The sequence below is a fragment of the Paenibacillus sp. 481 genome, from assembly GCF_021223605.1.
GTDB lineage: Bacteria > Bacillota > Bacilli > Paenibacillales > Paenibacillaceae > Paenibacillus_B.
Window position 1 is genome coordinate 598,809 of record NZ_CP075175.1, and the last position, 25,323, is coordinate 624,131.

Sequence of the window (25,323 nt, forward strand, 5' to 3'; positions counted from 1 at the left end):
ATCTACTCCTTGTCGTGACGCGGTGCATCGTACACGCGATCCGCAATTTCAGTGAACAGCACGCCGTTCAAATGATCAATTTCATGCTGGAAGGCACGAGCTAAAAAGTCCGTTACAACCATGGAGAACTCTTTGCCATTACGATTAAGGCCTGTTACTTTAATTTGTTGGTGGCGACGCACGTCACCATTAATGCCTGGAATGCTCAAGCAGCCTTCAGGTCCGAGCTGTTCGCCTGTCATCTCTGTCATGACCGGATTGATCATTTCGATAAGCCCGTGCTCATCGCCCACATCTACCACAATCACGCGTTTTAAAATACCGATTTGTGGCGCAGCCAAGCCAACGCCTTCAGCGTGATACATCGTATCCGCCATATCGTTAAGCAATTTATGAATGTTTGGTGCTATTTTCGTAACTTCTTTCGCTCTTTCATGCAATACTGGGTCCGGTTCATGTACAATAATTCGCAATGCCATCGGGCAGCACCTTCCTTTTTTAAAATGTAATCTATACGATCTATGTTATGCTCAATTAAAGCACTTGTTTAAAAGCTCATACGTGCAATCATAATAATTATAAAGCTAACAAGCAACCTTTTTTCGACCGCTGTTAAGCGTAGTGTGAAAGTGGAATCCAACCTTATATCACATCATCATTTGCGGATCGATATCAACACTGAACATCACACCCTGCTCACGCGCGACCCCGTCAAATTCGTGCATAGCTTCCGTCATTAAACTCGCTAAATCAACATCCCCACGGCATTTCACCGTACACTGAAAACGGTAGCGATTTTTGATACGTGGTATCGGCGAGGCGACCGGACCGTATACGTCTAGTGCATCACCGCCTGCCACAAGCGGACGCAACCAGCCTCGCGCTTCGGCAAGCTCCTTAATGCGCATCACAGCATTCTCGGCCACTCTTACTAGTAATGGCAGCTGCTCATGCGTCATCGTAAGCAAGGCTAGCCGACAAAATGGCGGCACAATTCGTGCCCGCCGCTGACGCAGCTCGTCAGCAGCAAATGCGGCATAATCATGCTTCGATGCATGCATAATGGAATAATGCTCCGGCGCATACGTCTGGACGAACACTTCACCTGGTAGATGATGTCGTCCCGCTCGTCCTGCCACTTGAGTCAACAGCTGAAACGTCTTTTCGGCTGCGCGGAAATCCGGCATATGCAAAGCTGAATCCGCTGCAATGACGCCAACAAGCGTCACATATGGAAAGTCAAGCCCTTTGGCGACCATTTGCGTCCCAAGCAGTACATCTGCCTTCCGTTCCTTGAACTGCTCTAGCATTCGTTCATGCGACCCTTTTTCCGTCGTCGTATCGACGTCCATCCGAATGACGCGAATGCCTGGAAAACGGCGAGCAAGCTGTTCCTCTACCCGCTGCGTCCCCGTGCCAAAAAAGCGAATATGCTCGCTCTCGCAAGAAGGGCACACCGACGGCGCACGCTCTGTATATCCACAATAATGACAACGCATATGCTCCGTCTTCATATGGTACGTTAGCGATATGTCGCATTCTGGACATTGCGCAACGAAGCCGCAAGTCCGGCACATGACAAACGTCGAATAGCCGCGGCGATTCAGCAACAGTACCGTCTGCTCGCCCCGCTCTAAACGTTCTTCCAGCGCTGCCTCCAACGGCGCGCTGAACATGGAGCGATTGCCCAGCTTCAGCTGCTCTCTCATGTCAATAATATGAACAGGCGGCAGCGCGCGGCCACCTACACGCGTAGGCATCGCAAGCGGTGCCAGATCCCAAGCAGGACGTTCCAAGCTCTGAGACGAGTTCGTATAACCATGCATCCTTGAAGCATAGTATGTCTCCATGGATGGCGTAGCCGAGCCTAGCACAACAACTGCACGATGCTGCCTAGCCCGCTCAACCGCGACATCACGCGCGTGATATCGCGGCGTTTCTTCTTGTTTATAAGAAGTTTCATGCTCTTCATCCATGATGATAAGTCCGATGCGTTGAAAAGGCGCAAACACGGCTGAACGTGCACCAATAGCTACTTGTGCACGCCGTTCCCGAATTTTGCGCCATTCGTCATAACGCTCCCCTTGTGAAAGCCGGCTGTGCAAGACAGCGACTTTAGAGCCAAAGCGGCTCTTAAAGCGTTCTACCATTTGCGGTGTGAGCGATATTTCTGGAACGAGCACAATCGCTTCCTTGCCTTCACTTAAACAGCGCTCAATCGATTGCAAGTACACTTCCGTTTTGCCGCTGCCCGTCACGCCGTGTAGCAAAAATGAGCGGGATTCCGCGGCATCGATAGCAGCCACAATTTGCGACTGCACATGTGCCTGCTCCTCCGTAAGAGGAAGCGCCTGCGAAGGTTTAAATTGTCGATGCGCATACGGATCACGCATCACTTCAACCTCGTCAATGGTTACAATCCCTTTGTCAGCCAGCGCCTTGACAGCCGTTGCATTCAACGACTTCAATGGCAGCTCACCGCCAAATTCGAGCAATTGCATGACGACTTCTTGCTGGCGGCGTGCTTTCGCACCAAGCTCTGCAATACGGCGCTCCGCTGTTTGCTCATCAATCGCCAATTTCACACGCTTCAGCAGCTTGACGCCTAGCCGATCTTTGATTCGCTCTGTTTCAATAAGCCAACCAAGCTGCATCGCTTCTTTCACGAACGTGACCGCATGCGGAAAAGCATGTAGCAATTTGTCTCGTGTAACAGGTTCGTTACGCTGTACATATTGCAGAACTTCCGTGCCAATCTCATCACTTGCCAGATGAGCTGCAATGGGGATCATCAGACCTTGCAACTCGGGTCGCTCGGCCTGATCCGCATCATGTGTATGCAGGATCTCATGGCTACATTCTGCCAATGAACGCAAATAAGCTCTTGCTTCTATGCCAAGCTGAATCGCTTTTTCGTTCTTCCCTTTCAGAGCGCTTGGAATCATAACTTGCAACGCCGCCGTCCGCGTACACACATACGTTGTACTCATCCACAGCGACAGCTCAATTAGATCCTGCGGCAACGGCGGGATCGAATCAAGCAGTTGCTGAACCGGCTTCAACTTGTGCACCGGCACATCCGTTTGTGTCGTTAAGGCAATAACGAACCCTTGTACGGTACGACCACCAAAAGGTACCCCAACACGACTACCGATCTCTACCCATGGACGCATCGCTTCAGGAATGACATAGTCGAACGGACGATTCGTTTGCTTGCTTAACACATCGACGATGACGCGTGCAAAGCGCGAGTCTCTAGCTGTTGTTTCGTCCATTATCGTTCCACTCTCCCCAAGGTGCTTAACGTCACGTTCATTCAACAGCATGCACCTCATCGTGGCGTGCGGATTGTTCTACCGGCTTCTGCTGCGCTGCTTTTGCCTGCATTTGCGCGACAGCAAGCTGCAAAATCCGAGTCGCTACCCCACCTTTGGACATTAACGGGATACGTTCAAGCAAACCATGTTTATTATAAATATGCACTTCATTATTGTCCGAACCGAAGCCTGCATCCGCCCGCGAAACATCGTTGCCCACGATCAGATCGCAATTTTTACGTTGCAATTTCCCTCGTGCATGCTCTTCCAGCTTCTCTGTTTCTGCGGCAAAGCCAATAAGCAACTGATGCGTCTTGTTCCGCCCTAACGTTTCCAAAATGTCGGGATTGCGTTCAAATTCGATCACTAAGCGCTCACCGGTTTTTTTCAGCTTCTGCGCAGCCTGTGTTACGGGGCGGTAGTCAGCAACGGCCGCAGCCTTGACGACAACGTCTACCGCTTCGTAACGTGCCATTACCGCCTCGAGCATTTGTTGCGTCGATTCGACGCGCACAAGCTCAACCCCAACTGGCGGATCGACTTGCGTCTGCCCAGCTACCACGACAACGTGCGCTCCCATGTTGCGTGCCGCTTCCGCGACAGCGAAGCCCATTTTCCCAGAAGAATCGTTCGTAATGTAGCGTACTGGATCTATGCGTTCCAACGTTCCACCAGCCGTTACAAGCACGGTGCGGCCCGCTAGTGGCAGCTCAGCAGCAGAATCATGGACTGGCGCAAGTGTTTCTAGCAGCGCAGCGCCCACCTTTTTGGTAGTCGACTGATTGAAAAACGCCTGCACCTGTTCCACGATCTGTTCTGGCTCTTCCAAACGCCCTTTGCCCGTGTATCCACAAGCAAGCGGCCCTTCGCCAGGCTCAATAAAGAGTACGCCGCGCTGGCGTAGCAGCTCCATATTATGCTGGACGGCCGGATGCGCATACATATGTACGTTCATCGCAGGGGCGACCATAATTGGAGCCATCGTGGCTAATACGGTTGTAGACAGCATATCGTCAGCCAAACCGTACGCCATTTTAGCTAGTACGTTAGCTGTCGCCGGAGCGATTAGAACAAGATCAGCACTATCAGCTATATGAATGTGTGAGACGACTTCTGGGTCCCGCTCGTCGAATGTATCCGTATAAACGAGGTTGCGCGACAACGTCTGCAACGTAAGCTCCGAAATAAATTGCGTCGCCGACTTTGTCATAATGACGTGCACATTTGCCCCTGCTTGGCTCAATTTGCTGCAAAGAGTCGCTGCTTTATAAGCAGCAATCCCCCCTGTAATTCCTAGTACGATCGTTTTCCCGTTTAACATACGCCCCTGCCTTTCCGCGCAATGACAACCGAATCGCATATTGATAGGTGATGATGAAAAAAATAACAACCTTGCGGTTGTCACTTCGATCATTCGACAGTGCTTTGCACCTGTATATGTTCTTTGCTTCGTTTCACTTCATGCTTCTTGCTTCATGTATCTGCTTCGCATTTCATCGTTAACGTACAAGAAAAAAAAGCAGACCGCCAAGCTGTATTCACGAGGAATACATTCATTGTCTGTCTGTCCATCTTATCGAATAGGACGGTCAGCACAACATGATGGCGGCCTTAATTGCTACTAGTCTTGATTGTCGTTTTCAAGTGTAATATAGTCGCCATAAATTTCTTCCAAAGCAACACCAACTTGCTTGTGTGCTTTTGGATTGTACAATTCTGTGCGGCTACCTTCACGAAGTTGACGCGCGCGACGCGATGCAGCTACTACGAGCGAGTATTTGCTGTCGACTTTGTTCATGAGTTCATCAATGGATGGATATAACATATTCAGCACCCCTTTTGTTTACTAGCTCAAACCGTCGCAAGGCACACTTTTTATACAAAAAGTGCGCCCTGCCCTGAGTCTCTTGGTTTAGGACTCAATCTTACAGTGTTCGGCAATAATTATGCTCTCTATACGTTTGCACGCTAGATCGATTTCGTCATTCACAACCGCATAATCGTAATGCTGCATAAGCGCAATCTCCTCAACAGCTACATTCATACGATGGTCAATGACTGTCTCATTCTCAGTGCCACGACCGCGGATGCGGTCCTTAAGCTCATCCAATGACGGCGGAAGCAAGAAGATGAAAATTCCTTCTGGGAATTTCTCTTTTACTTTGAGCGCGCCTTGAACTTCAATTTCGAGAATGATATCGCGACCTTCATTCAGCGTACGCTCCACGAATTCGCGCGGCGTGCCGTAATAGTTACCGACATACTCCGCGTATTCCAGCAGCTGATCTTCGTCGATCATATTCAGAAACTGTTCGCGGGATTTGAAAAAATAGTTAACTCCATCAACCTCACCTAAGCGGGGTTGGCGAGTTGTCGCCGATACCGAGTAAATCAAGTCCGGCGCTTTCTTAATGAGTGCCTTGCATACTGTACCTTTGCCGACACCTGACGGGCCGGAAAGAACAATTAACAAACCTTTGTTCATGTTCGTCTCCATCTTATTCGTCGTTGTCGTCATCCTTAGTAGATAAGCGATGTGCCACCGTTTCAGGCTGCACTGCCGATAAAATAACGTGGTCGCTATCCGTAATAATTACTGCTCGTGTACGTCTTCCATACGTAGCATCAATGAGCATATGACGGTCGCGTGCCTCTTGAATAATACGCTTGATCGGAGCCGATTCCGGACTCACAATCGAAATAATGCGGTTGGCAGATACAATGTTCCCAAATCCGATGTTAATCAGCTTAATCGCCATGACAGGTCCTCCCTCTAATTCAAGCGCTCCATAATTTATTCGATATTAGCTGCTTGCTCGCGAACTTTCTCGAGCTCAGCCTTTATGTCAACGACACGATTCGTCAATTCCAAGTGATTCGCTTTCGAGCCGATCGTGTTCGTTTCCCGATTCATTTCTTGAATGAGAAAATCGAGCTTACGCCCGATCGGTTCGTCGCTACTAAGTAATTGTCTAAATTGCTGGAAATGACTTGTTAACCGTGTCAGTTCTTCATCAATATTGGAGCGCTCTGCAAACAATGCCACTTCCATACCGAATTTATGTTCATCAAATGGGAAGTTACCATCCAGTACTTGTTCAAGACGTTGTTTCAATTTGGTCCGATAATCATTAACGACTAAAGGAGCCCATTGGTTCAGTTCAGCATGCAGCAGTTCTAACTTCGACAATCGTTCAAGCATATCGTTCGCCAAATGATTGCCTTCGGCTGCCCGCATGATACAAAGTCCATCCAGTGCTTCTTGCACACCTTCATTCAAGCATTGTGCAAGTTGCTCTTCCGTCCATGAAGCGCTCTCCCGTATCATCACGATATCGGGCAAATGCAGCACCTCTTTCACATCGAGCTGTCCCGTAATGCCGTATTGGCTACGTAGCACTTGTGCGGCGTGTAAGTAAGCTTCAAGCATCGGTAGATTAATATCGACCTCTCTGTCAGCTTCAGCGTTACGCTCTTTATTAATGAACACATCAACTCGACCGCGTTGTACGCGCTGCTGAACAAGCCGACGCAAACGGTCTTCATGACTCGTCCATTCACGAGGCAAACGCAGCACAGCTTCACAGTATCGATGGTTAACCGACTTGATTTCTATACTAACCTTAAAGCCGCCCAATTCTCGGACGGATTGACCATATCCGGTCATGCTGTAAACCATGGGAACCACATCCATTACCCTATTTTAATTCATTATGTTAGTCGATACAAGGGGGCAGCACGCCGTTCCGATTTTTCCCATACGTATTGAGTTAATTCGGTCGTCATTTCATAGAACATAAACGGTGTCATAAAATAAATGCCGTTAAAATGTTTCATCGCTACATCAAGTAGCTCTTTCGCAATTTCAACCCCAACTCGGCGGCCTTCCGGACCTTCAAGCCCTGCCATCCGCTGTCTCACTTCATCCGATAACTGAATCCCCGGAACTTCGTTGTGTAAATATTCGGCGTTCCGCCCACTCGCAAGCGGCATGATGCCAATAAATACAGGCACGCGCAAATGATTCGTCGCAGCGGCAATACGCTCAATTAGTCCGCAATCATACACAGGCTGCGTCATAATGTAATCTGCACCCGCTTCGATTTTACGTTCTAGGCGCTGTACCGCTTTGTCCAAATGTTTGACATGAGGATTAAAGGCTGCTCCTACGACAAAATTAGCACGTTGCTTCAGTGTTTTTCCGGAAAAAGCGAGCCCTGCATTCAACTGCTTTATCATGCGAATAATTTCAAAAGAAGTCAAGTCATATACGGAACTGGAATCGGGCAAATCACCAAAGCGCGCAGGATCACCCGTCACCGCCAAGACGTGATCGATTCCCATCGAATGCAATCCCATCATATGCGATTGCGTTCCGATTAAGTTGCGATCACGACAAGCAATGTGCACCAGCGGGCGAATTCCGATCTTTTCTTGTGCCAAGTAACCCAACGCCATGTTGCTCATTCGCGTAACCGCTAAGGAGTTGTCCGCAAGCGTCAGTGCATCTACGCCCGCGTCCTTTAACGTCTGAGCACCCTTCATAAATTTGTCGATATCCAGATCGCGCGGCGGATCTAGTTCCACAATAACCGTATGGCGCTCGCGGACGAGATCAATGATCGACGGCCCAAATCGAGCTTGCCCCGAATGTTGCCCATTGATTGCTAATCCATCTGCTTCCGTTATCGTCAACGCATCATGCTGTTGAACAACTGGCGCAATGACTTCATTTGGCTGTGGCAGCTCACTTACATCTAGCTTGCTAAGTGCCTCCGCCATAACGCGAATATGTTCAGGCGTCGTTCCGCAGCAACCTCCGATGAGACGAGCACCTAATTTTGCAAACTGTACAGCACTTTGTCCCATATAATCAGCTGTCGCTACGAAGTTGTAACGACCGTCCACATAGTCAGGCAAACCTGCATTCGGAAATACAGACAACGGCAACGTAACTTGTCCATGCAAACCCTCGATCGCTCTTAAGATGCCATTCGGCCCCATGCGGCAATTTAAGCCGACAACGTCAGCTCCTTGTGCATGTAAAGCTTGAAACGCATTGACCAGACTAATTCCGTCCTTCGTCCGTTCGGATTCTTCAACGGCAAATTGACAAATAACAGGTACATTGTGATCCAAACGTCGCGCTACAGAAAGCGCGATTTGCATTTCTTCTAGATCGTAGAACGTTTCAAACATAATACCGTCCACGCCTTCTTCTAACAATGCGGACAACTGCTCCTCATAGTTGAAAATGACGTGTTCCGTCAGTACATTTTCACGCTTCCCTGCACGAACCGAACCGAGCGCACCAACGACATAGGCTTTGCCTTGTGCCGCCTCACGGGCCAAACGAACTGCGGCGCGGTTAATTGCGCCAACTTGCCCTTCCATCCCGTGCTTGGACAATTTTTCACGATTAGCTGTAAACGTATTCGTTTCCAACAGCTGTGCGCCAGCCTCCACATATTTGCGGTGTAGATCCCGAATCGTCTCTGGTTCACTTAAGTTTAAAGCTTCGTATGAAATGCCTACAGGATAACCGAATTGATATAAATAAGTGCCTACCGCACCATCTCCTAATACATATCCGTCACGTAATGCCTGTCGTAAATCTTTCATCACCGAATGCACCTCTCTCCCAAGTCTGCAAGCCTAGTGTCTCTACGATATTCCGTTGTCTTTTCCTACTAACTTTACTCACAATATTTCCCTAGAACAAGATCATTTCGTTATTTCAACATTTTTAATTTTTCAAACTCTTTATTTCTACTCTTTATTTCGGAAAATGTGAGCCCCCTAATTTCCCTATGTACGACAAAGGGCGCTCTGTGCAGAGCGCCGAATTTATCCTATTAACTTACGTTTTTCTTGGCTGTACTTGGTTGTTCCGGGTTCTACTTTATTGCCCACTTAGGAAGTTAGCCATTGACCTTCAAATACAACTGTAGCTGGACCTGTCATATAGACGTGGTCGTCTGCTTCGTTCCACTCGATCGTCAAGTCGCCCCCAGCTAACGATATGATCGCTTCACGATCCGTTAAGCCGTTCAGCACACTTGCTACGAGCGTAGCGCATGCGCCTGTACCGCAAGCTAGCGTAGGGCCAGCACCGCGTTCCCATACACGCATATCGGCAAAGTCACGCGAGCGAATGCTGACGAACTCGACGTTAATTTTGCGTGGGAACAACGGATGTGTTTCCAGCTTCGGTCCCCACGTGTGGAAATCAAATGTCTTTGCGTCGTCCACATAAATGACGCAGTGCGGATTCCCCATTGATACCGCGGTAAAGCGGAATTCACGACCGTCAACCTCGATAGGATGATTAATAACCGGATTAGCGTCAACCGTAGTCGGCACTTGCAAACCTGCAAGGATAGGCAAGCCCATATCAACACGTACAGACATGACCTTTCCATTCTCAACATTGAGCTGTACAGGCTGCACACCCGCTCCGATCGTTTCAATCGTCAACTGCTCGCTCGTTGCATAGCCGTAATCATAGACGTACTTCGCTACGCAGCGAATCGCGTTACCGCACTGCTCCGCTTCCGTTCCATCGGAATTCATAATACGCATCATAAAATCAGCGCGCTCCGATGGCAAAATATATACGAGCCCGTCAGCGCCAACTCCGAAATGGCGGTCACATAAGGCGATGGCCAATTCAGGAGCTTGTGCGGGCAGCACTTGTTCTCCATAAACGACTACAAAATCGTTTCCCAAACCATGCATTTTCGTAAATTTCATCCTTCAGCCAACTCCTCTTATCGTAAAGCACATATCGCATACTTATTTCATACAGCAATTTCATACAGCACCTGCTGTAACTGCATGCATTTGCCGTGTGCAAATAGGCTCCTATATGCTTAATTCCTGCATTTCCTACAAGAATACCGTAAAATGAGCGGCTTGTATATTCACCTTATGAAAAAATGTTTGTATTATTTGGCACCTACTTCTAATGGAAATTAAGCCTAGAAACTAAGCCGCTTTGCGGTTGGAAGCGTATGCTACTTTATGCCCGCTGGCGTTGGACTTATTGCCCGACAATACCGAGCCCATTCCTAGCAAAAATGTAGGTATCCCTGCCATCACCAGTGTAATCGCCCAGTCGCGCATGTCGAGCGGCACCGTTTTGAATATCGGCTGTAACGGCTCAATGTAGAGTACACCAAGCAACAAGACGACGGAAGACAGTACAGCAAACACTAAATAGCGATTTTGTAGTAAATTGCGATGGAAAATGGAACGAGAGCTGCGGCAGTCAAATACGTGAATTAACTGGGCCATGACAAGTGTGGCAAATGCGACCGATTGCGCTTTCAGCAATTGTGCGGAGCTGTTCGGATCGACACGCCACGTGAGCCAGAAGGCGACAAGCGTGCAAACGCCGATCAATAGTCCGCGGCTAATAATTTTCCAGCCGAGTCGACGTGCGAAAATATTTTCTTTCGCCGAGCGCGGACGCTGCTCCATTAAATCTTTTTCCGCCTGATCGACGCCGAGCGCCATGGCTGGTAAACCGTCCGTCACTAAATTGACCCACAGGATTTGAATCGGTACGAGCGGCAGAGGAAAGCCAAGCATCATCGCGAAAAACATAACGAGTATTTCGCCGACGTTCGAAGCGAGCAAATAACGGATAAATTTGCGAATATTTTCGTATATGCCACGACCTTCTTCGATCGCTGCAACGATAGTTGCAAAGTTGTCGTCGCTCAATATGAGCGCTGACGCTTCCTTGGATACATCTGTGCCTGTAATACCCATCGCGATGCCGATATCTGCCGCTTTAATGGCCGGCGCATCATTGACGCCGTCGCCCGTCATGGCCACGACATGGCCTTTGCGCTGCAGCGCTTTGACAATACGCAATTTATGCTCTGGCGACACACGCGCATAGACGTAAATGTTGTCCACCACTTTGTCCAGCTCTTCGTCATTCATTTTTGCCAGCTGGACGCCGTTAATGGCTACGCCGCCACGCGGCATAATGCCGAGCTGATTCGCAATCGCCTCGGCCGTCAATTGGTGGTCACCCGTAATCATAACCGTCTTAATACCTGCCCGACGACAAGTTGCAATTGCTTCGCGCACTTCACGTCGTGGCGGATCGATCATCCCAGCCAAGCCGACAAAAACGAGCTGCGACTCCACTTCATTTTCATTCGTACTTCCTTCTTGCGTCTTTAACTCCCGATAAGCAAGCCCAAGCACACGCAGCGCTTGCTTCGCCATCTCTTCGTTAGCGGCCAACGCCTTTTGCCTCAAGGTTGCCGTAAACGGTACGACTTTGCCGTCCCATAGCACGTAGCTGCAACGCTCCAACAAGACGTCAGGCGCACCTTTCGTAAATACGATGCGTCCACCTTGGTGCTTCACGATGACTGACATACGTTTGCGCTCCGAATCAAACGGCAGCTCTTCCAAGCGGGAATACATCGCTTGCAGCGACTGCGGTGTCATACCGAGCTTCGCCGCTAGCACGAGCAAGGCACCTTCGGTCGGATCGCCTTTAATGTCCCAAATAGGCTTCAACGCTTCTGTTGTCGCTTTTTTACGCAATCCCTTCACGACGTTATTGCTTTTCACACTATTCAACTCGGTCGGGAAGCTTTCTTGCAGCACGGCATTGTTGCACAACGCACTAATTTGCAATAAACGTCGCAGCGTCTGGTCATTTTTCAAATCGAGCGATTTGCCTTGGAACGTCACATGGCCACTCGGTTCGTAGCCTTCGCCGCTCACATCCAATGAGCTGCCGCCGACCCATAAGCGGGTCACCGTCATTTTGTTCTGTGTCAGGGTACCCGTCTTATCCGAGCAAATGACCGAGGCGCAGCCGAGCGTCTCTACCGACGGCAGCTTGCGCACGATCGCTTTTCGCTTAATCATCCGCTGTACACCGAGTGCAAGCGCAATCGTCACGATTGCCGGCAGTCCTTCAGGAATTGCCGCCACCGCGAGGCTGACACCCGCCAAAAACATACCTAGTGCAGGCTGTCCATGCATAATTCCTGCCACAACCACCATAATCGTTAGCCCAAGCGCTACAAAAATAAGAATTTTACCTAGCTGCTCTAAACGGTGCTGCAATGGGGTTTCCATCGCCTCGGTATTTTCGATCAGATCGGCTATTTTGCCCATCTCGGTTTCCATACCGGTTCGGATGACAACGGCTCTAGCCGTACCGCGCGTCATCATCGTGCCCATAAATCCGATGTTTTTCATATCACCAAGCGGTAGCTCGTCTTGATTTATCGGATGGGCATGCTTGTTCACGGGCACAGATTCGCCCGTCAGCGCCGATTCCTCGACGTAGCAGCTATTCGTCGCTAGCCAGCGGATATCGGCCGGAATGCGGTCCCCGCTTTCCAACAGAACGACGTCGCCTGGCACGAGGTCACTTGCCTCGATATAGCATACTTGCCCGTCGCGCATTACTTTGGCGTTCGGGGCTGACAATTGCTTGAGCGCACGCAGCGACCGTTCAGCACGAAATTCCTGTACAAAGCCGAGTACTCCGTTCAACAATATAATGGCGATGATCGTAATCGCATCCAAATATTCGCCCAATAAGCCCGATACTAAAGTTGCTCCTGCCAGCACGAGCACCATAAAATCTTTAAACTGATTTAAAAATAGAGCAATCGGCGAAACACGCTTCCCTTCTGAAAGCACGTTCATGCCGTAACGATTATGTCGTTCGACCACGTCCTCTTGTGTTAGCCCTTGTTCAGCGTGGACGCCCAGCTTTGTAAGCAGGTCATTTATCGCCAACTGGTGCCACTTGGTCTGTTCCATAGTCCGATCCCCTCTCAACCAAAATTTCTGCTTGATCCGTCGTTTACATCAGCATGCGTGCAAAACGGACAGCCTCTTGCTTATCTGTATTCGGACGAGTCTGAAATTATCCCAATCTCTTACGTCGTTTCACACAAGATGAGCTTAAGTTTTCCGCAAAACTATGGCATCATAGAGGGAGGCTTTATTTTTAACTACTTCCAACTTCAAGCGAACAGGAGATAAACCATGTCACTAGACGGAATCGTCACTCGCGCCCTTGTCCATGAATTACAAGAAACGATAGGCGCGCGCGTGCAAAAAATACATCAGCCAACAGAACGAGATATTGTCCTGCAAATGCGTGTTGCTGGGGCGAACAAGAAACTACTCTTATCAGCTAATCCAACTTATCCACGCGTGCATTATACGGAACAAACGTATATGAATCCGCAAGAACCACCGATGTTCTGCATGCTTATGCGCAAACATTGTGAAGGTGGCATTATCGAACAAGTGGAGCAGGTTGGCTCGGAGCGTGTTATTCATATCACACTGCGCCAACGTGATGAATTGGGCGATTTAGCGCTCAAAAAAGTAATCGTTGAGTTAACAGGCAGACATAGTAACATCATCGTGCTCGATCCGTTAACGAATACGATTATAGATGGTATCCATCATCTTACACCGTCTATTAACAGCTATCGCATCGTGATGCCTGGCTTTGCCTATGTTGCTCCTCCTGAGCAATTGAAAGCAAATCCCGTTGACGTGAGCGAAGCTGAGTTTGTGCAGCATTGGAACGACGCGCATAGCGCTATTGCTGCGGCAGATGAGTCATTGTCTGACGAGGCATTGTCCGACGAGACAAGTACAGCAAAGTTGGCTTGGAATCCGGCTAAATGGCTTGTCCAGCAATTTAGCGGAATTAGTCCGCGCTTAGCGGAGGAAATCGTGTACCTTGCGCAATCGGAATGCGCTGTGGACCAAGCAATTGACGAGAACCTGACAGCAGCAAATGATCATGTGGTAGCAAATGAGGCGAATTCGGCAGCGGAAAATGGTTCGATTTCATTATCGGCGCAAGCGATTTGGTCTGTATTTAGCGCCCTGACGGCTGCATGGCAGCAACATAAATACGAACCTACACTTGTTGAGGGTGAGGACGGAAAAACGTATTTCTCGATCATTCCGCTCACACATATTCACGGAGAAAGACGCCTATTTGAGCGTATTACGGCTTGTATGGAGGCGTTCTACGGAAACAAAGCGGAACGCGATATGATTAAGCAGCGCGTCGGTGACTTAACACGCTTCATGCAGCAAGAACATGGTAGAAACATGAAGAAACTAGAAAAACTGCAAGAGACATTGGACGAGGCCCAAGACGCTGACCGCTTACGCATAATGGGCGATCTGCTATTTGCCTCCTTGCACATGGTGCAACGTGGCGACAAGGAAGTCGAGCTGTTGAATTATTATGATGAAGCAGGCGGTACGATCCGCATCACGCTCGATCCACTGTTGTCGCCGTCCGATAACGCGCAACGTTACTTCAAGCGTTATAACAAAGCGAAAAATAGTATTGCGGTTGTCGAGCAACAAATGGCTGCTGCTAAAGAGGAGAATCGCTACTTCGAAACGTTACTGCAACAATTAGCTGACGCTAATGTGCAAGATGCGCAAGAAATTCGCGAGGAGCTTGTCGAGCAAGGTTATTTACGTGATCGGGCACGGAAAGGCAAAAAGAAGAAAAAAGAAAACCGTCCGACGCTTTATTGCTACACGTCCTCCGAAGGCATTCCGATGTATGTGGGCAAAAACAACGTACAGAACGAGTACGTAACGAATCGTCTTGCTCAGCCGAGCGATACATGGCTGCACACCAAAGATATTCCAGGGTCGCATGTCGTCATCCGCAGCGAACAATACGGAGATGCGACCCTAGAAGAAGCGGCACAGTTGGCAGCTTATTTCAGTCAGGCAAAGCATTCGAGTCAAGTGCCTGTCGATTTTACACTTGTGCGGAATGTGCGTAAGCCTAACGGTGCCAAGCCTGGCTTTGTTATTTATGAGCGCCAAAAGACGCTGTATATTACGCCTGACGCTGATCGTATTCAACGCATGGCAGTAAGCGTGAAGAACAGCAACTAAGGTCAGAACCTGCGGTCGGGGGGAAGACTACCCCTCAGTAGCATAACCTACTGCGGTTACACGCAGCTGTTCCACCGTATTCATGCCTACACGGCGGCCTCCAATGGCGCCGTGAAACACTTCTCCCTGCCGTGCGCCATGAAAATCAGAGCCTGCCGTGCATAGAAGACCGAACCGCTCCGCCAACCCAGCATAGCGGAGCGCGTCCTCGGGACTATGGTCGGAATGCCACACTTCGACACCGTCCAGCCTAGTCTCCGTTATGATTCGCTCTACCAGCTCATCATCGCCATACAACCCTGGATGCGCCAACACCGCAGCACCGCCAGCCTCATGAATCCATGCGACTGCATCATGAGGACGAATACGCGGCGGACTGACGTAAGCTGCGCCGCCAGCACCCAGATATTTGTCAAATGCCTCTTTCATGTTCTTTACAACGCCTCTCCGTACTAACGCATCCGCCATATGAGGGCGCCCTACCGTTTCACCTTCGGCCAAAGGTCGGCCCAACTCCGCAACGACCTCTGCCATCGTGAGCGGAATGCCCAGCTCCGTGAGCTTCGCCGTCATCAGCTCGTTACGCTGATCTCTTGTGGCACGCAGCTCGCCCAGCCTTTTCAGCAACAGCTCATGATGAACATCCAGCCAGTAACCAAGTACATGAATATCAACGCCTTGCTCAACCGTACTAATTTCAACCCCTGGTACAAGTGTTATCCCTAGACGTTCGGCTTCCAGCAACGCTTCAGAAAGACCTGCGACCGTGTCATGATCGGTAATGGCTAACGCCTCTAAGCCCGCTTTCTTGGCGAGTCTTACATTTTCAATCGGCTTCATTGTGCCGTCTGAAGCTGTCGTGTGGGAGTGCAAGTCCGCTCCCCCTGTTGTTACTGCCCCGCAGTGCGGTTCAATGCTCATCACATAAAGTGAGGTTTCATCGATTGGATTGGCTTCATGTTCATCGCTAGCCGTATGATGTTGTGTCATTCGATTAGTTCATCCTTTCTTGGTTTCGTAAAAAGGTTAAAAATGTAGCTGCTGGCAGTGCAAGCACACTCGCTCGCCCATGAACAGCATAAAACTTACGCGTAAACTGCACATCACGAATACGCAGCGTATGTACAAGCCCTAATGTCAGCTCATGGCGGACCGAAGATGGCGAAAGCATTGTAATTCCAATGCCCGCTTCTACGGCCGATTTGACCGCTCCTGTGCTTCCTAGCTCCATCACCACTTGCAGCGAGGAACTGGGCACTCCCTTTTTGCTTAGCGCCTCTTCCATCACTTGTCTTGTTCCCGAACCTTGCTCTCTTAATACAAACCGATACATCAGCACTTCGTGTAAGTCTACTTCTTCCCGGTCAGCAAGCGGATGATGGCTTGGGACAACAACGAGCAATTCATCCTCCATTACAGGCTCAATGACCATATCTGGGTCTGTAATAGGAGCCTCTACAAGTCCAAGATGAAGTTGATTCGCTCGTATCCCTTCCACGATTTGCGACGTGTTCATTACTTTTAAGCTTAACGTCAAATCAGGAAACTGCGTCCCAAACGAGCCCAGCAATTGCGGCAACACATATTCTCCGATCGTTAAGCTGGCAGCTAGCTGCAACTTCCCACGCAGATCAACTGCATAATTAGACATCGCTTGCTCTGTCTCACGAATAAGGGCCAAGCACCGTTCAGCATAAGGGATTAACATCTGCCCAGCTTCAGATAATTGCAGCTTTTTCGTAGAGCGATGCAACAACTTCGTGCCAAAATATTCTTCCAACGACTGAATCTGCATCGTCACCGCAGGTTGTGTCATATGCAGCGCCTGTGCCGCTGCCGAGAAGCTTCCTTTCATCGCTACAGCATAAAAAATGTGCAATTGATGAATGTTCAGTGCCATGAGCGTACCCTCTCCCTTGTGCGCGTACCTTATTTCCTTATTATACGGGTTCACTGAAAAAAGACAGCAAAAAAAGCCCACTCTGCTGAGTTGGCTAAAACGAAAACATTCCATTTCGTGTGCGGGATGACTGCCTATTTTTTCTTCCGGCTATTTTTTACGAGCGTCATCCGTCGCGAATGCCTTAACCACGAGTAATACGTCTTCAAGTCCCGCAATTCCATTGTCTCTGACATACGACCGAGATATGTTACAATAATCATCTTCATCATAGGCTCGCCAGCAATATCAAAATCACGATCGGATTGGATAAACTCCGCGACAACGACTAAATCATCGTCAATTAAATAAACGTCTTGCTCATTGCGATAATACGACCTCATCCGCTCCTGCTTCAAACAATCCCACATAAATGCGGCAATATCTTCCGCCTCTAAAATCATTTCGGAGTCTGCAATGCGGTCATTCCACCGTGAACGAGCATGATTCGTGATTACAATATCTGCTACCTTTTTGTCGCCTAGCATCACATAAAACGGTTCGTACGTACTCCATCGCTCCATTACTTTATCTCTCACTGGGTACCACTCTCCACCACGTTAGGTCTTTATGTCTATGTATATTTACCCATTATATTACATGAAGTGTATCCTGTTCTCAAGATTAGAACCCGCACTTTGAACCATAATTTAGGAAAATTTTATATTTGGAACAGTTTAGCGGTAATTATTACGGAAAAGTATCGCGTTTCCAACCTATCACATAAAGAAAAAAGCAGCCGCCTACTATGCTCCATGTATAGGACGGTGCTCCTTCTCTTATCTACTTTTCAATTCTACTGATTTATGAGTACGAAATTGACCACCCTTCAATTACATACCGTAAAAGCGGGTCTTATCCTGAATTTCGTTGCTATACTCTGTTTTGATCTCGTTACGCAAAGAACGCTCAATTTTTTTCACATATGGAAGACGTTTGATGTTTTTCTGTACTTCTTCGGCGCGTTCCGCATTTACGTAAAGGACAGCATAATGCATCTTTCTTGAAATGTAATGGAGACTTCCATATTTATCCAAGTTACGTGCTGCCTTCACATCACTGACCCAAATGATAAACCCTGTACGTTCTGGAAACATAACTCCCCTCGCTTTCCCAACCGAACATCCCCTAGTCTATATATCCGAATCCGACCGCAATAACGACTTACGGCTGCGGCCGGAACGGTTGAACCTTATTAACAGCTTCCGCAGCCTCCGCTACATCCACCCGTACTGCATCCGCCTTTTGGCTCTGCATCATTGCTTGGTACTTTTATTGTGTCGGACACTGCATAAGCAATGGTCTCTGACAACTGTTGCAGCAGCGTGTCTAACGCGCTCTCTGCTTGTTTATATTGACTTACTTCCTCGATGGCATCGAGCTGCTGTTGAATATTTATCACTGCATCCTTCGCCGCATGGTAGTCCGGATGATAATGGCCGAACCTTTCCGTTTCTTCGAACAGTTCTTTCTTGCGGGCGAACTCATTAACGAGTCGCTGAACATCATTGTTCATCTCCACACGTTGCTTCCAGTATAAAAATTCAGCCACTTCGACCGACTGGTTAATCATGTCACCCAATTCGTAAGCGTTCGTAAGCAATACGGCCATGTCAGCGGGTTGTTCATTCACATCCCATGTGGGCACGTTATCACGCTCAATTCTTTTATGATTGCTAATCGCGCTCGTACAACACCAGCTCTGGCACGATCAATCTCAATCCATGCCACTCGTCGGGATTCAAATTAGCTTGTATAACTTCGTCTTGGGCATCATCAGCTTTGTTAGGCTTATGAGCCACAAAAGCTTCCACACTCCAGCCGCCATTTCGATCAGGTAAAATAGCAGTGGGCAAAATGATGCTGCGCTTGTCGTTAACTTCAACTTCAAGCGATGTGCGCAAACGTATTGCCGATTCGACGATTTCCTTCTGAGTTGACAAGTGATAGGATCGAAGCGTCTTTGTCCACATGCTTGGCAAGTCGTGAAACGGCGCAAATCGCTCTTCGACACGAGGGATATCTGTGTCAATTTCATAATACTGCAATGAGGTAGTACTGTAAACCATTCCTTTAGCGGCTAAAGACTTTGTCGTATCCTCTGTTTGCACTACAGAATGCTGATCGTTACTGCTTGTACCGCTATTTTGGCTAGCCTCATGTTGTTCTAAAATGTTCCTAAATTGAGGCATCAATATGGGGTCGCTCGCATCAGCTCCGCCCTCGCAACGTGCCACAGCCTCCAATCCAATTCGCTCTAGCCAACGACGTACGTCAGCAACGTACAGGCGCTCCACGATAAAGTCTTGTTCACCTATTGGCTGTAACCAGCTAGTTGCGGCACTGTCTAGCATTTGTTCGCGGATGCTACGGGCTGCATCCGGATCGGTGCAGCGCAGCAACACAACTTCGGCAAAGCGTACTCTGCCATATTGCTGGCTCCACAGGTCCAAGGCATCGCGCACGTTGTCAGGAATGCCAGACAGCGCATGCTCTTCCAAAAAGGCGACAATATAATCCTTATCCCGCCCATGTTCCACAGCCGCGGCATATGCAGCTTTAGTCAGACGATAAATGTCCAACTTGTCAGACACGACAGGTTCAGCAATAGCTTCCATTTCCCAACGTATACCCATTGGCGTATCAGGTAGCAGCATAATTTCGTAATCAGGCTGTACAAAAAAACCAGCCCCTGCTAGCTCGTCACTATCGTCTGCCTGCTCGTCCGCCTGATCGTCCACAAAGTCAGCTTCCTGATCCGGCACTAGGCTTGGCAACAACCAGCGGTACGCCCAACCGTGCTGATCCATGCCCAGATCGCACAGGCCTAGCGCATGGAAAGTACTTAGCCATGCCCGTAGCTGCGCCTGCAACATATCTGTGTGCATACGTTGTACCCAGCCTGCGCCAGTCAACGCGGTGTACACCTCATGCTCACGAATATAACGATCGACGCCTCCAAATGCCATCAAACCATAGATGACATGGCGTACTTCGGGCTCAGCCGGCGCATAATGCTCGCCTGCGATTTCTGCAATATGGCGCAGCCAAGCCGTTATCGGTTGGCGGAACCAGTGGAGCACCGCGTCCGTGTTTAACACGTAACGGCTAGTCTCCTTTTGCAAGATGCCAAAGCGTAAAGCCAAATCTAAGGTGACAGCTACTTTTAAAGGCAGCGAGTCTGCATATGGGTATTGCACGCCTAGTTTAGCCAGCGGCTGCTCGTGTAAGGAAAGTGTCGCTTGTAAACGCGTAATCGCCTTTTTGTGGAGCGTGCCTTTTGCTGTAATAGGCAATCCTTCTTTGGCAACATAGACGAGCAAACGAAAGATATCCCCAACCGCGCCACTTGACGGCGCTTCTACTTGCATAGTTCCATCTTCTACAGGTTGGAGAAGATATTCTTCCAGTAGGGGCACGTCAAGCTGACTGGTGTCCTCCGCCCCTTGCAACGATTGACACAGTAGTACAGCGTAAATATCGGTCGGGATAAAATAAAGACGCTCTCCCCACGTTTTACGAACTGCCGCGACAAGCCCTGCACGTTGAAGCGGAATTAATGCCAGATCCAACTCGGCGCCACTTGACGCTGCACCGTGCCAGCGCTGTACACTGTCCTCACTAAAAGGGATAGGTCCTACTTGCTTTAACATCACATCCAGCGCCGCTTGCACGGGCTGTGACAGTGACTCGTATGTATGTAAAATGTGTGCTGGCTGTTGTGCAAATGTATACCAATTGGCTCCTGCTTGGTGTAATTGCCCTTCATTCGTCCGCTTCCAAAGCTGTAGTGTGTTCATCTGACACCTTGTCCTCCTTTCGTCCGCTCTAACATTCGGCTTGATACGTGCTTTCTCTCGAATCCACATTTATGTTCGTATTCACTATTGCGTGCCACCCTCGCTTACTCTCGCTCAATGGTGTAACTGTAGCCCTGCTCAATAAGAAACAGCTGTCGCTTCATGGCGTAGTCTCGCTCCTTCGTATCTTCACTAACTAACGTATAAAAATAAGCCTTTCTTCCGTCCTCCTTAGGCCGCAGCAGCCTACCTAAGCGCTGTGCTTCCTCCTGCCTTGATCCAAAGCTGCCAGACACTTGAACAGCTAACGTAGCATCAGGTAAATCTACCGCAAAATTAGCGACCTTGGAGACGACTAGAACTCGAACATCTCCCCGTTTAAAGGCTGCATACAGCTGCTGCCGCTCTTCTTGCGGTGTTTGGCCAGTGAGTAAGGGCGCCTGCAAGGCAGTAGCGATGTACTTCAGCTGATTAATATACGAACCGATTATGAGCGTCGGTACGTCTTCGTGCCGGTCTAGCATTCGCTGGACCGCTTCTAGCTTACGTTCATTTTCACCAGCTAGCCGCGCTTTCTCGCGCTCACCCGCCTGCATGTATTGCAACATCCGTTCCTCAGACATCGCCACCCGCATTTCGATACACTCAACCGCAGCGATCCAGCCAGCTTCTTCTAGCTGTCGCCAAGGCAATTCATACCGTTTAGGACCAATTAGTGAAAATACGTCGCGCTCACACCCATCCTCTCGCACGAGTGTGGCAGTTAACCCTAAACGGCGCGTCGCTTGTAAATCTGCTGTGGTCCGAAAGACGGGCGCTGGGAGTAAATGGACCTCATCATAAACGATCAAGCCCCAATCCCGCTCATGAAACAGGCGCATATGCTCAAGCTCGCTGTCGGTCGTTTTGCGATGCGTCATCATTTGATAAGTTGAAATCGTCACCGGACGAACCGTCTTCGATTGACCTGTATATTCGCCAACTTGCTGCTCAGACAAAGAAGTGCGCTTTATAATTTCTTGCTTCCACTGCTTCACCGAAGTCGTATTTGAGGTCAAAATAAGCGTTTCGCTCTGCAAACCTGCCATTGCGCCAATACCGACGATCGTTTTGCCAGCACCACAAGGAAGCACGATAACCCCATCACCGCCAGCGCGTTCATCACTTCCGATAAATGCTTGTACAGCGGCCTCTTGATAGTCACGCATATGGAACGTAGGGCTCGATTCCGAAGCTGCATCACCAGCTTGCTGTCCATAATCAAGCACAAACGTTAACGCTTGTCCGTCATGATAACCGACCTTATCGATGACAGGATATCCAGCGTGTGCTAGTGCACGCTTTAAACGGCCGCGATGCTTCGCCTGTATATGTACGCTGCCATTGTTCGGTTTGCCGCTAAACAAAGTGCCGACATCCCGATCCGTCAGCAAACGCTCTAAGGCGTTAACATCGCTTGCTTGCAACCGCAGCAGCTGTTCATCTTCATCTCCGTGCAGCACAAACAACCCGTAACGAGACATCCACATCGAAATTTCTTGTTTTGCTCGTGTTGGAACGGGCCATGATGCGTGCTCATCTAATACAGCTATCACTTCCGCGGCGGCCATGCCGCTTGCCGCCGCATTCCAAAGCGTAAGCGGTGTCATGCGGAACGTGTGCAGCCCAGCAGGACTTTTCGCAAGCGTTGAAAAACGCTGCAATTGAGGTCGAATCGTCGAATAAGCAGCGCTTTGCTCGTGCACGACTATGGATAAGTCCTGTTGTACGATTAATGTGAACGAGCTCCGGTTAACTTGTTTAGTTGGTTTAGCTGCTTTATTTGATGGATTACCCTTTTTAAATACAGCGGATTGATCACTTTGATTCCGTTGATTCTGTTGTCCCTGTAGTTCCTGTAGTCCCTGTTTTTCCTGTTGATTCTGCTGTTGCGCTAGCTTCGCTTTATTCATGTTCAACGTAACATGCCCCCTTTCTAGTTCATCAATCAAACGCCCAAACGCAAAAAAGTTCATCCGGCAGTGAGACCGGATGAACTTCCAGCGTTCCCCACACCGTTAATGCGTGTAAGGCGACTCCGAAATTTCGCTTAACGCATCCCCTGCTTCGTTCACAAACGGACTACGTACGGCTAAATCTCCTAACGAAACAATACCGATCAGCTTGCCATTTTTTGCAACAGGGAGCCGACGCACTTGCTTCTCTGCCATCAACTGTGCTGCCTCGTCCACCGAAAGATCGGGGTCGATCGTAATGACATCATGTGTCATCACATGTGTAATCTGTTCAGAACCAGGATGCTTTTCGGCTATGCCTCGAACGACAAGATCGCGGTCAGTCACAACACCGATAAGCCGCTCACCATCCACCACCGGTATAAACCCCGTATCATATTGCTTCATAAGTACAGCAGCTTCAAATACATTATCAAGTACAGTTAAAGTTGCGCACGAGGTTGTCATGACATCTTTTACATTAGCCATTCGTTACCCTCCTATCCAAGGATAGGGTGTCCCTTAACAATCACTTTCATGCAATCGATCAAGTGCTAGCCCTATAAGCAACTCTGCTGCCGTTATCATCGCAGATTCAACAAAATCAAATTTCGGATGGTGATGCGGATATTTCGCATCCTCCTCATTGCCAGCGCCAACGAAAACAAAGCAGCCAGGTACACGCTCCAAATAATAAGCAAAATCTTCCGCAGGCATAATCATTTCCGCCTCTTGCACGTGATCGCTGCCGATCGCTGCACTAGCAACCTGTACACATCTCGCCGCCTCAACAGCATCATTAACTAATGTAGGGTAACCGATGCGGTACTCGATTTCATAAGTCGCCTCATACATTGCACATGTGTGCTCTAGCACGCTTTCGATTCGGCTCCGCAGCAACGTCCGTGTCTCTGCATCAAATGAACGCACCGTCCCTCTTATGATCGCTTTGTCTGCAATCACATTTTGGGTCGTACCTGCCTGCAAAGCTCCGACCGACACGACCGCAGGCTTTAGCGGCGACACATTGCGGCTGACGATCGTTTGCAATTGCTGAACGAATGCCGCCCCGACGATGACCGCGTCAATACACGCATGAGGCATTCCCCCGTGCCCGCCTTTACCGTGGATTTGAATAAAGAAATCGTCCACTGACGCCATCATCGCTCCAGCGCGAACAGCGATATGACCTGCTTGGATCGGCGTCCATAAGTGTACACCGTAAATCGCGTCAACACCTTCAATAGCCCCGTCACGAATCATCGCTTGAGCTCCACCAGGGCTTACTTCTTCTGCTGGCTGGAACAACAGCCTAATTTCTCCTGCCCATTGTTCCTGATGGGCAGCTAATACTTGTGCGACAGTTAGCAACGTCGCCGTATGACCATCATGACCACACGCGTGCATCACTCCAGGCACCGTAGAACGATATTCACACGTCTTCTCGTCTTGAATTGACAGCGCATCCATATCTGCGCGCAGCGCGACGACAGGTCCGTTGCCATTAGACAATTTGCCAATAACACCGTGCCCGCCTACATTTCTTGTCACGTCCCAGCCTGCTGCCTCTAGCTTATCGGCAACGAATTGCGCCGTACGCTGCTCTTCATAAGAACGCTCAGGATTCATATGTAGATGTCGGCGCCACGCCACTGTCTCCGTAAATTGTTCCTGCAACGCATCTTTCACCCATTGTGCCATAACCTCCGTCACACCCTCTCCTCCAGTAGCAACCAGTTAGCAACGACAATTGATCCAGCTTTTTCTACGTCTATTGTATCATAAACCTGATGAAACAAGCGCTGGACGATGTTAATATCGTTGTCACAAAACGTTCATAACCTAGCACTTTAACTGTTGTCTGTCGTAAGACGATATCTTGCACATGAGTTGGAAACATACTATCATGAAAAAGAGTGTATAGAAGGAAAGATTGTGAAGGAGGAAACTATCGCATGATTATCGAAAACTCCGGCTTAGTCGGACTTGAATCCGATTTGGCCCATCTCGACGAAGTAGCAGAAGCGATCGGATTTGTTCGCTGGCAATGGGAATATTACCGTGCTACATATGATCTCAAATTTGAAGACAAACAAAATAATGAGGAATATTTTTTGCGCATCAACACTCGTGTCAGAGAAGGCAAGCTAGAGAAGCCTGATACGATTCTTGCAATCGAGGCCGTATATATGGGTCGCGCAACGTTCCCACACGGTTTGGATTATGAGACACCAATTCCGCAATCTTTCTTGAACAGTGCTAATCAGAAGTTGCAAGAATTAAAGAAAGCTTTAAGCGAGTAGGCGTTCTCTTTGAACAGAACGAGTTAT

At 49.0% G+C, this 25,323-nt stretch carries 21 protein-coding genes; 2 read left to right on the plus strand and 19 right to left on the minus strand.

Annotation, left to right across the window (positions count from 1 at the left end):
• Positions 1-2 precede the first annotated feature (2 nt).
• The 10 genes from def to KIK04_RS02460 form a co-directional block, all read right to left on the minus strand.
• Positions 3-479 (minus strand): peptide deformylase, encoded by a 477-nt coding sequence (gene def / locus KIK04_RS02415; RefSeq protein WP_232276760.1) that lies wholly within the window; start codon positions 477-479, stop codon positions 3-5.
• Positions 480-647: 168 nt separating this feature from the next.
• Entirely contained in the window at positions 648-3,275 is a 2,628-nt protein-coding gene (gene priA / locus KIK04_RS02420; protein WP_232278559.1) for a primosomal protein N', read from the minus strand.
• Between the two features lie 37 nt (positions 3,276-3,312).
• Positions 3,313-4,638, minus strand: coding sequence for a bifunctional phosphopantothenoylcysteine decarboxylase/phosphopantothenate--cysteine ligase CoaBC (gene coaBC, locus KIK04_RS02425; RefSeq protein ID WP_232276761.1), 1,326 nt, complete (start codon positions 4,636-4,638; stop codon positions 3,313-3,315).
• Positions 4,639-4,938: 300 nt separating this feature from the next.
• The gene (gene rpoZ / locus KIK04_RS02430; protein ID WP_232276762.1) at positions 4,939-5,142 is read right to left on the minus strand and encodes a DNA-directed RNA polymerase subunit omega; all 204 of its coding nucleotides are present in this window, start codon (positions 5,140-5,142) and stop codon (positions 4,939-4,941) included.
• 87 nt (positions 5,143-5,229) lie between these two features.
• Positions 5,230-5,802, minus strand: a complete 573-nt coding sequence (gmk, locus tag KIK04_RS02435; RefSeq protein WP_232276763.1) for a guanylate kinase — start codon at positions 5,800-5,802, stop codon at positions 5,230-5,232.
• Positions 5,803-5,815: 13 nt separating this feature from the next.
• Positions 5,816-6,076, minus strand: a complete 261-nt coding sequence (remA, locus tag KIK04_RS02440) for an extracellular matrix/biofilm regulator RemA (RefSeq protein WP_005548256.1) — start codon at positions 6,074-6,076, stop codon at positions 5,816-5,818.
• Between the two features lie 35 nt (positions 6,077-6,111).
• Complete coding sequence (locus tag KIK04_RS02445; protein ID WP_232276764.1) at positions 6,112-6,996, minus strand: YicC/YloC family endoribonuclease; 885 nt, start codon at positions 6,994-6,996, stop codon at positions 6,112-6,114.
• A 32-nt stretch (positions 6,997-7,028) separates the two neighbouring features.
• Positions 7,029-8,942 (minus strand): bifunctional homocysteine S-methyltransferase/methylenetetrahydrofolate reductase, encoded by a 1,914-nt coding sequence (locus KIK04_RS02450; RefSeq protein ID WP_442951130.1) that lies wholly within the window; start codon positions 8,940-8,942, stop codon positions 7,029-7,031.
• 288 nt (positions 8,943-9,230) lie between these two features.
• Positions 9,231-10,070 carry a diaminopimelate epimerase gene (gene dapF / locus KIK04_RS02455; RefSeq protein WP_232276766.1) on the minus strand — a complete coding sequence of 280 codons (840 nt, stop codon included), beginning with the start codon at positions 10,068-10,070 and terminating at the stop codon, positions 9,231-9,233.
• A gap of 234 nt (positions 10,071-10,304) precedes the next feature.
• Positions 10,305-13,127: a calcium-translocating P-type ATPase, SERCA-type gene (locus tag KIK04_RS02460; protein WP_232276767.1), complete on the minus strand. Its 2,823-nt coding sequence runs from the start codon at positions 13,125-13,127 to the stop codon at positions 10,305-10,307.
• Positions 13,128-13,355: 228 nt separating this feature from the next.
• On the opposite strand from KIK04_RS02460, the gene KIK04_RS02465 reads away from it, so the two are divergent.
• Positions 13,356-15,260, plus strand: coding sequence for an Rqc2 family fibronectin-binding protein (locus KIK04_RS02465; RefSeq protein WP_232276768.1), 1,905 nt, complete (start codon positions 13,356-13,358; stop codon positions 15,258-15,260).
• A gap of 27 nt (positions 15,261-15,287) precedes the next feature.
• Here KIK04_RS02465 and KIK04_RS02470 read toward each other — a convergent pair whose 3' ends face one another.
• From KIK04_RS02470 to KIK04_RS02510, 9 genes are all read right to left on the minus strand, one after another.
• Positions 15,288-16,181 carry a PHP domain-containing protein gene (locus KIK04_RS02470; protein ID WP_232278560.1) on the minus strand — a complete coding sequence of 298 codons (894 nt, stop codon included), beginning with the start codon at positions 16,179-16,181 and terminating at the stop codon, positions 15,288-15,290.
• Positions 16,182-16,254: 73 nt separating this feature from the next.
• On the minus strand, positions 16,255-17,160 hold the full coding sequence (locus KIK04_RS02475) for a selenium metabolism-associated LysR family transcriptional regulator (RefSeq protein WP_232276769.1): 906 nt from the start codon (positions 17,158-17,160) through the stop codon (positions 16,255-16,257).
• A 134-nt stretch (positions 17,161-17,294) separates the two neighbouring features.
• Complete coding sequence (locus KIK04_RS02480; RefSeq protein WP_232276770.1) at positions 17,295-17,738, minus strand: hypothetical protein; 444 nt, start codon at positions 17,736-17,738, stop codon at positions 17,295-17,297.
• Positions 17,739-18,032: 294 nt separating this feature from the next.
• Positions 18,033-18,296, minus strand: a complete 264-nt coding sequence (locus KIK04_RS02485) for a YlbG family protein (protein WP_232276771.1) — start codon at positions 18,294-18,296, stop codon at positions 18,033-18,035.
• 98 nt (positions 18,297-18,394) lie between these two features.
• Positions 18,395-18,811: a YlbF/YmcA family competence regulator gene (locus tag KIK04_RS02490; RefSeq protein WP_232278561.1), complete on the minus strand. Its 417-nt coding sequence runs from the start codon at positions 18,809-18,811 to the stop codon at positions 18,395-18,397.
• A 64-nt stretch (positions 18,812-18,875) separates the two neighbouring features.
• Positions 18,876-20,999, minus strand: a complete 2,124-nt coding sequence (locus KIK04_RS02495; RefSeq protein ID WP_232276772.1) for a helicase-associated domain-containing protein — start codon at positions 20,997-20,999, stop codon at positions 18,876-18,878.
• A 104-nt stretch (positions 21,000-21,103) separates the two neighbouring features.
• Positions 21,104-22,951, minus strand: a complete 1,848-nt coding sequence (locus KIK04_RS02500) for a DNA repair helicase XPB (protein WP_232278562.1) — start codon at positions 22,949-22,951, stop codon at positions 21,104-21,106.
• A 105-nt stretch (positions 22,952-23,056) separates the two neighbouring features.
• Complete coding sequence (locus KIK04_RS02505; protein ID WP_232276773.1) at positions 23,057-23,482, minus strand: CBS domain-containing protein; 426 nt, start codon at positions 23,480-23,482, stop codon at positions 23,057-23,059.
• 33 nt (positions 23,483-23,515) lie between these two features.
• On the minus strand, positions 23,516-24,694 hold the full coding sequence (locus KIK04_RS02510) for a M20 metallopeptidase family protein (RefSeq protein WP_232278563.1): 1,179 nt from the start codon (positions 24,692-24,694) through the stop codon (positions 23,516-23,518).
• Positions 24,695-24,948: 254 nt separating this feature from the next.
• Here KIK04_RS02510 and KIK04_RS02515 point away from each other — a divergent pair, with 254 nt between their 5' ends.
• Positions 24,949-25,296, plus strand: a complete 348-nt coding sequence (locus KIK04_RS02515) for a YugN family protein (RefSeq protein ID WP_232276774.1) — start codon at positions 24,949-24,951, stop codon at positions 25,294-25,296.
• Positions 25,297-25,323 lie beyond the last annotated feature (27 nt).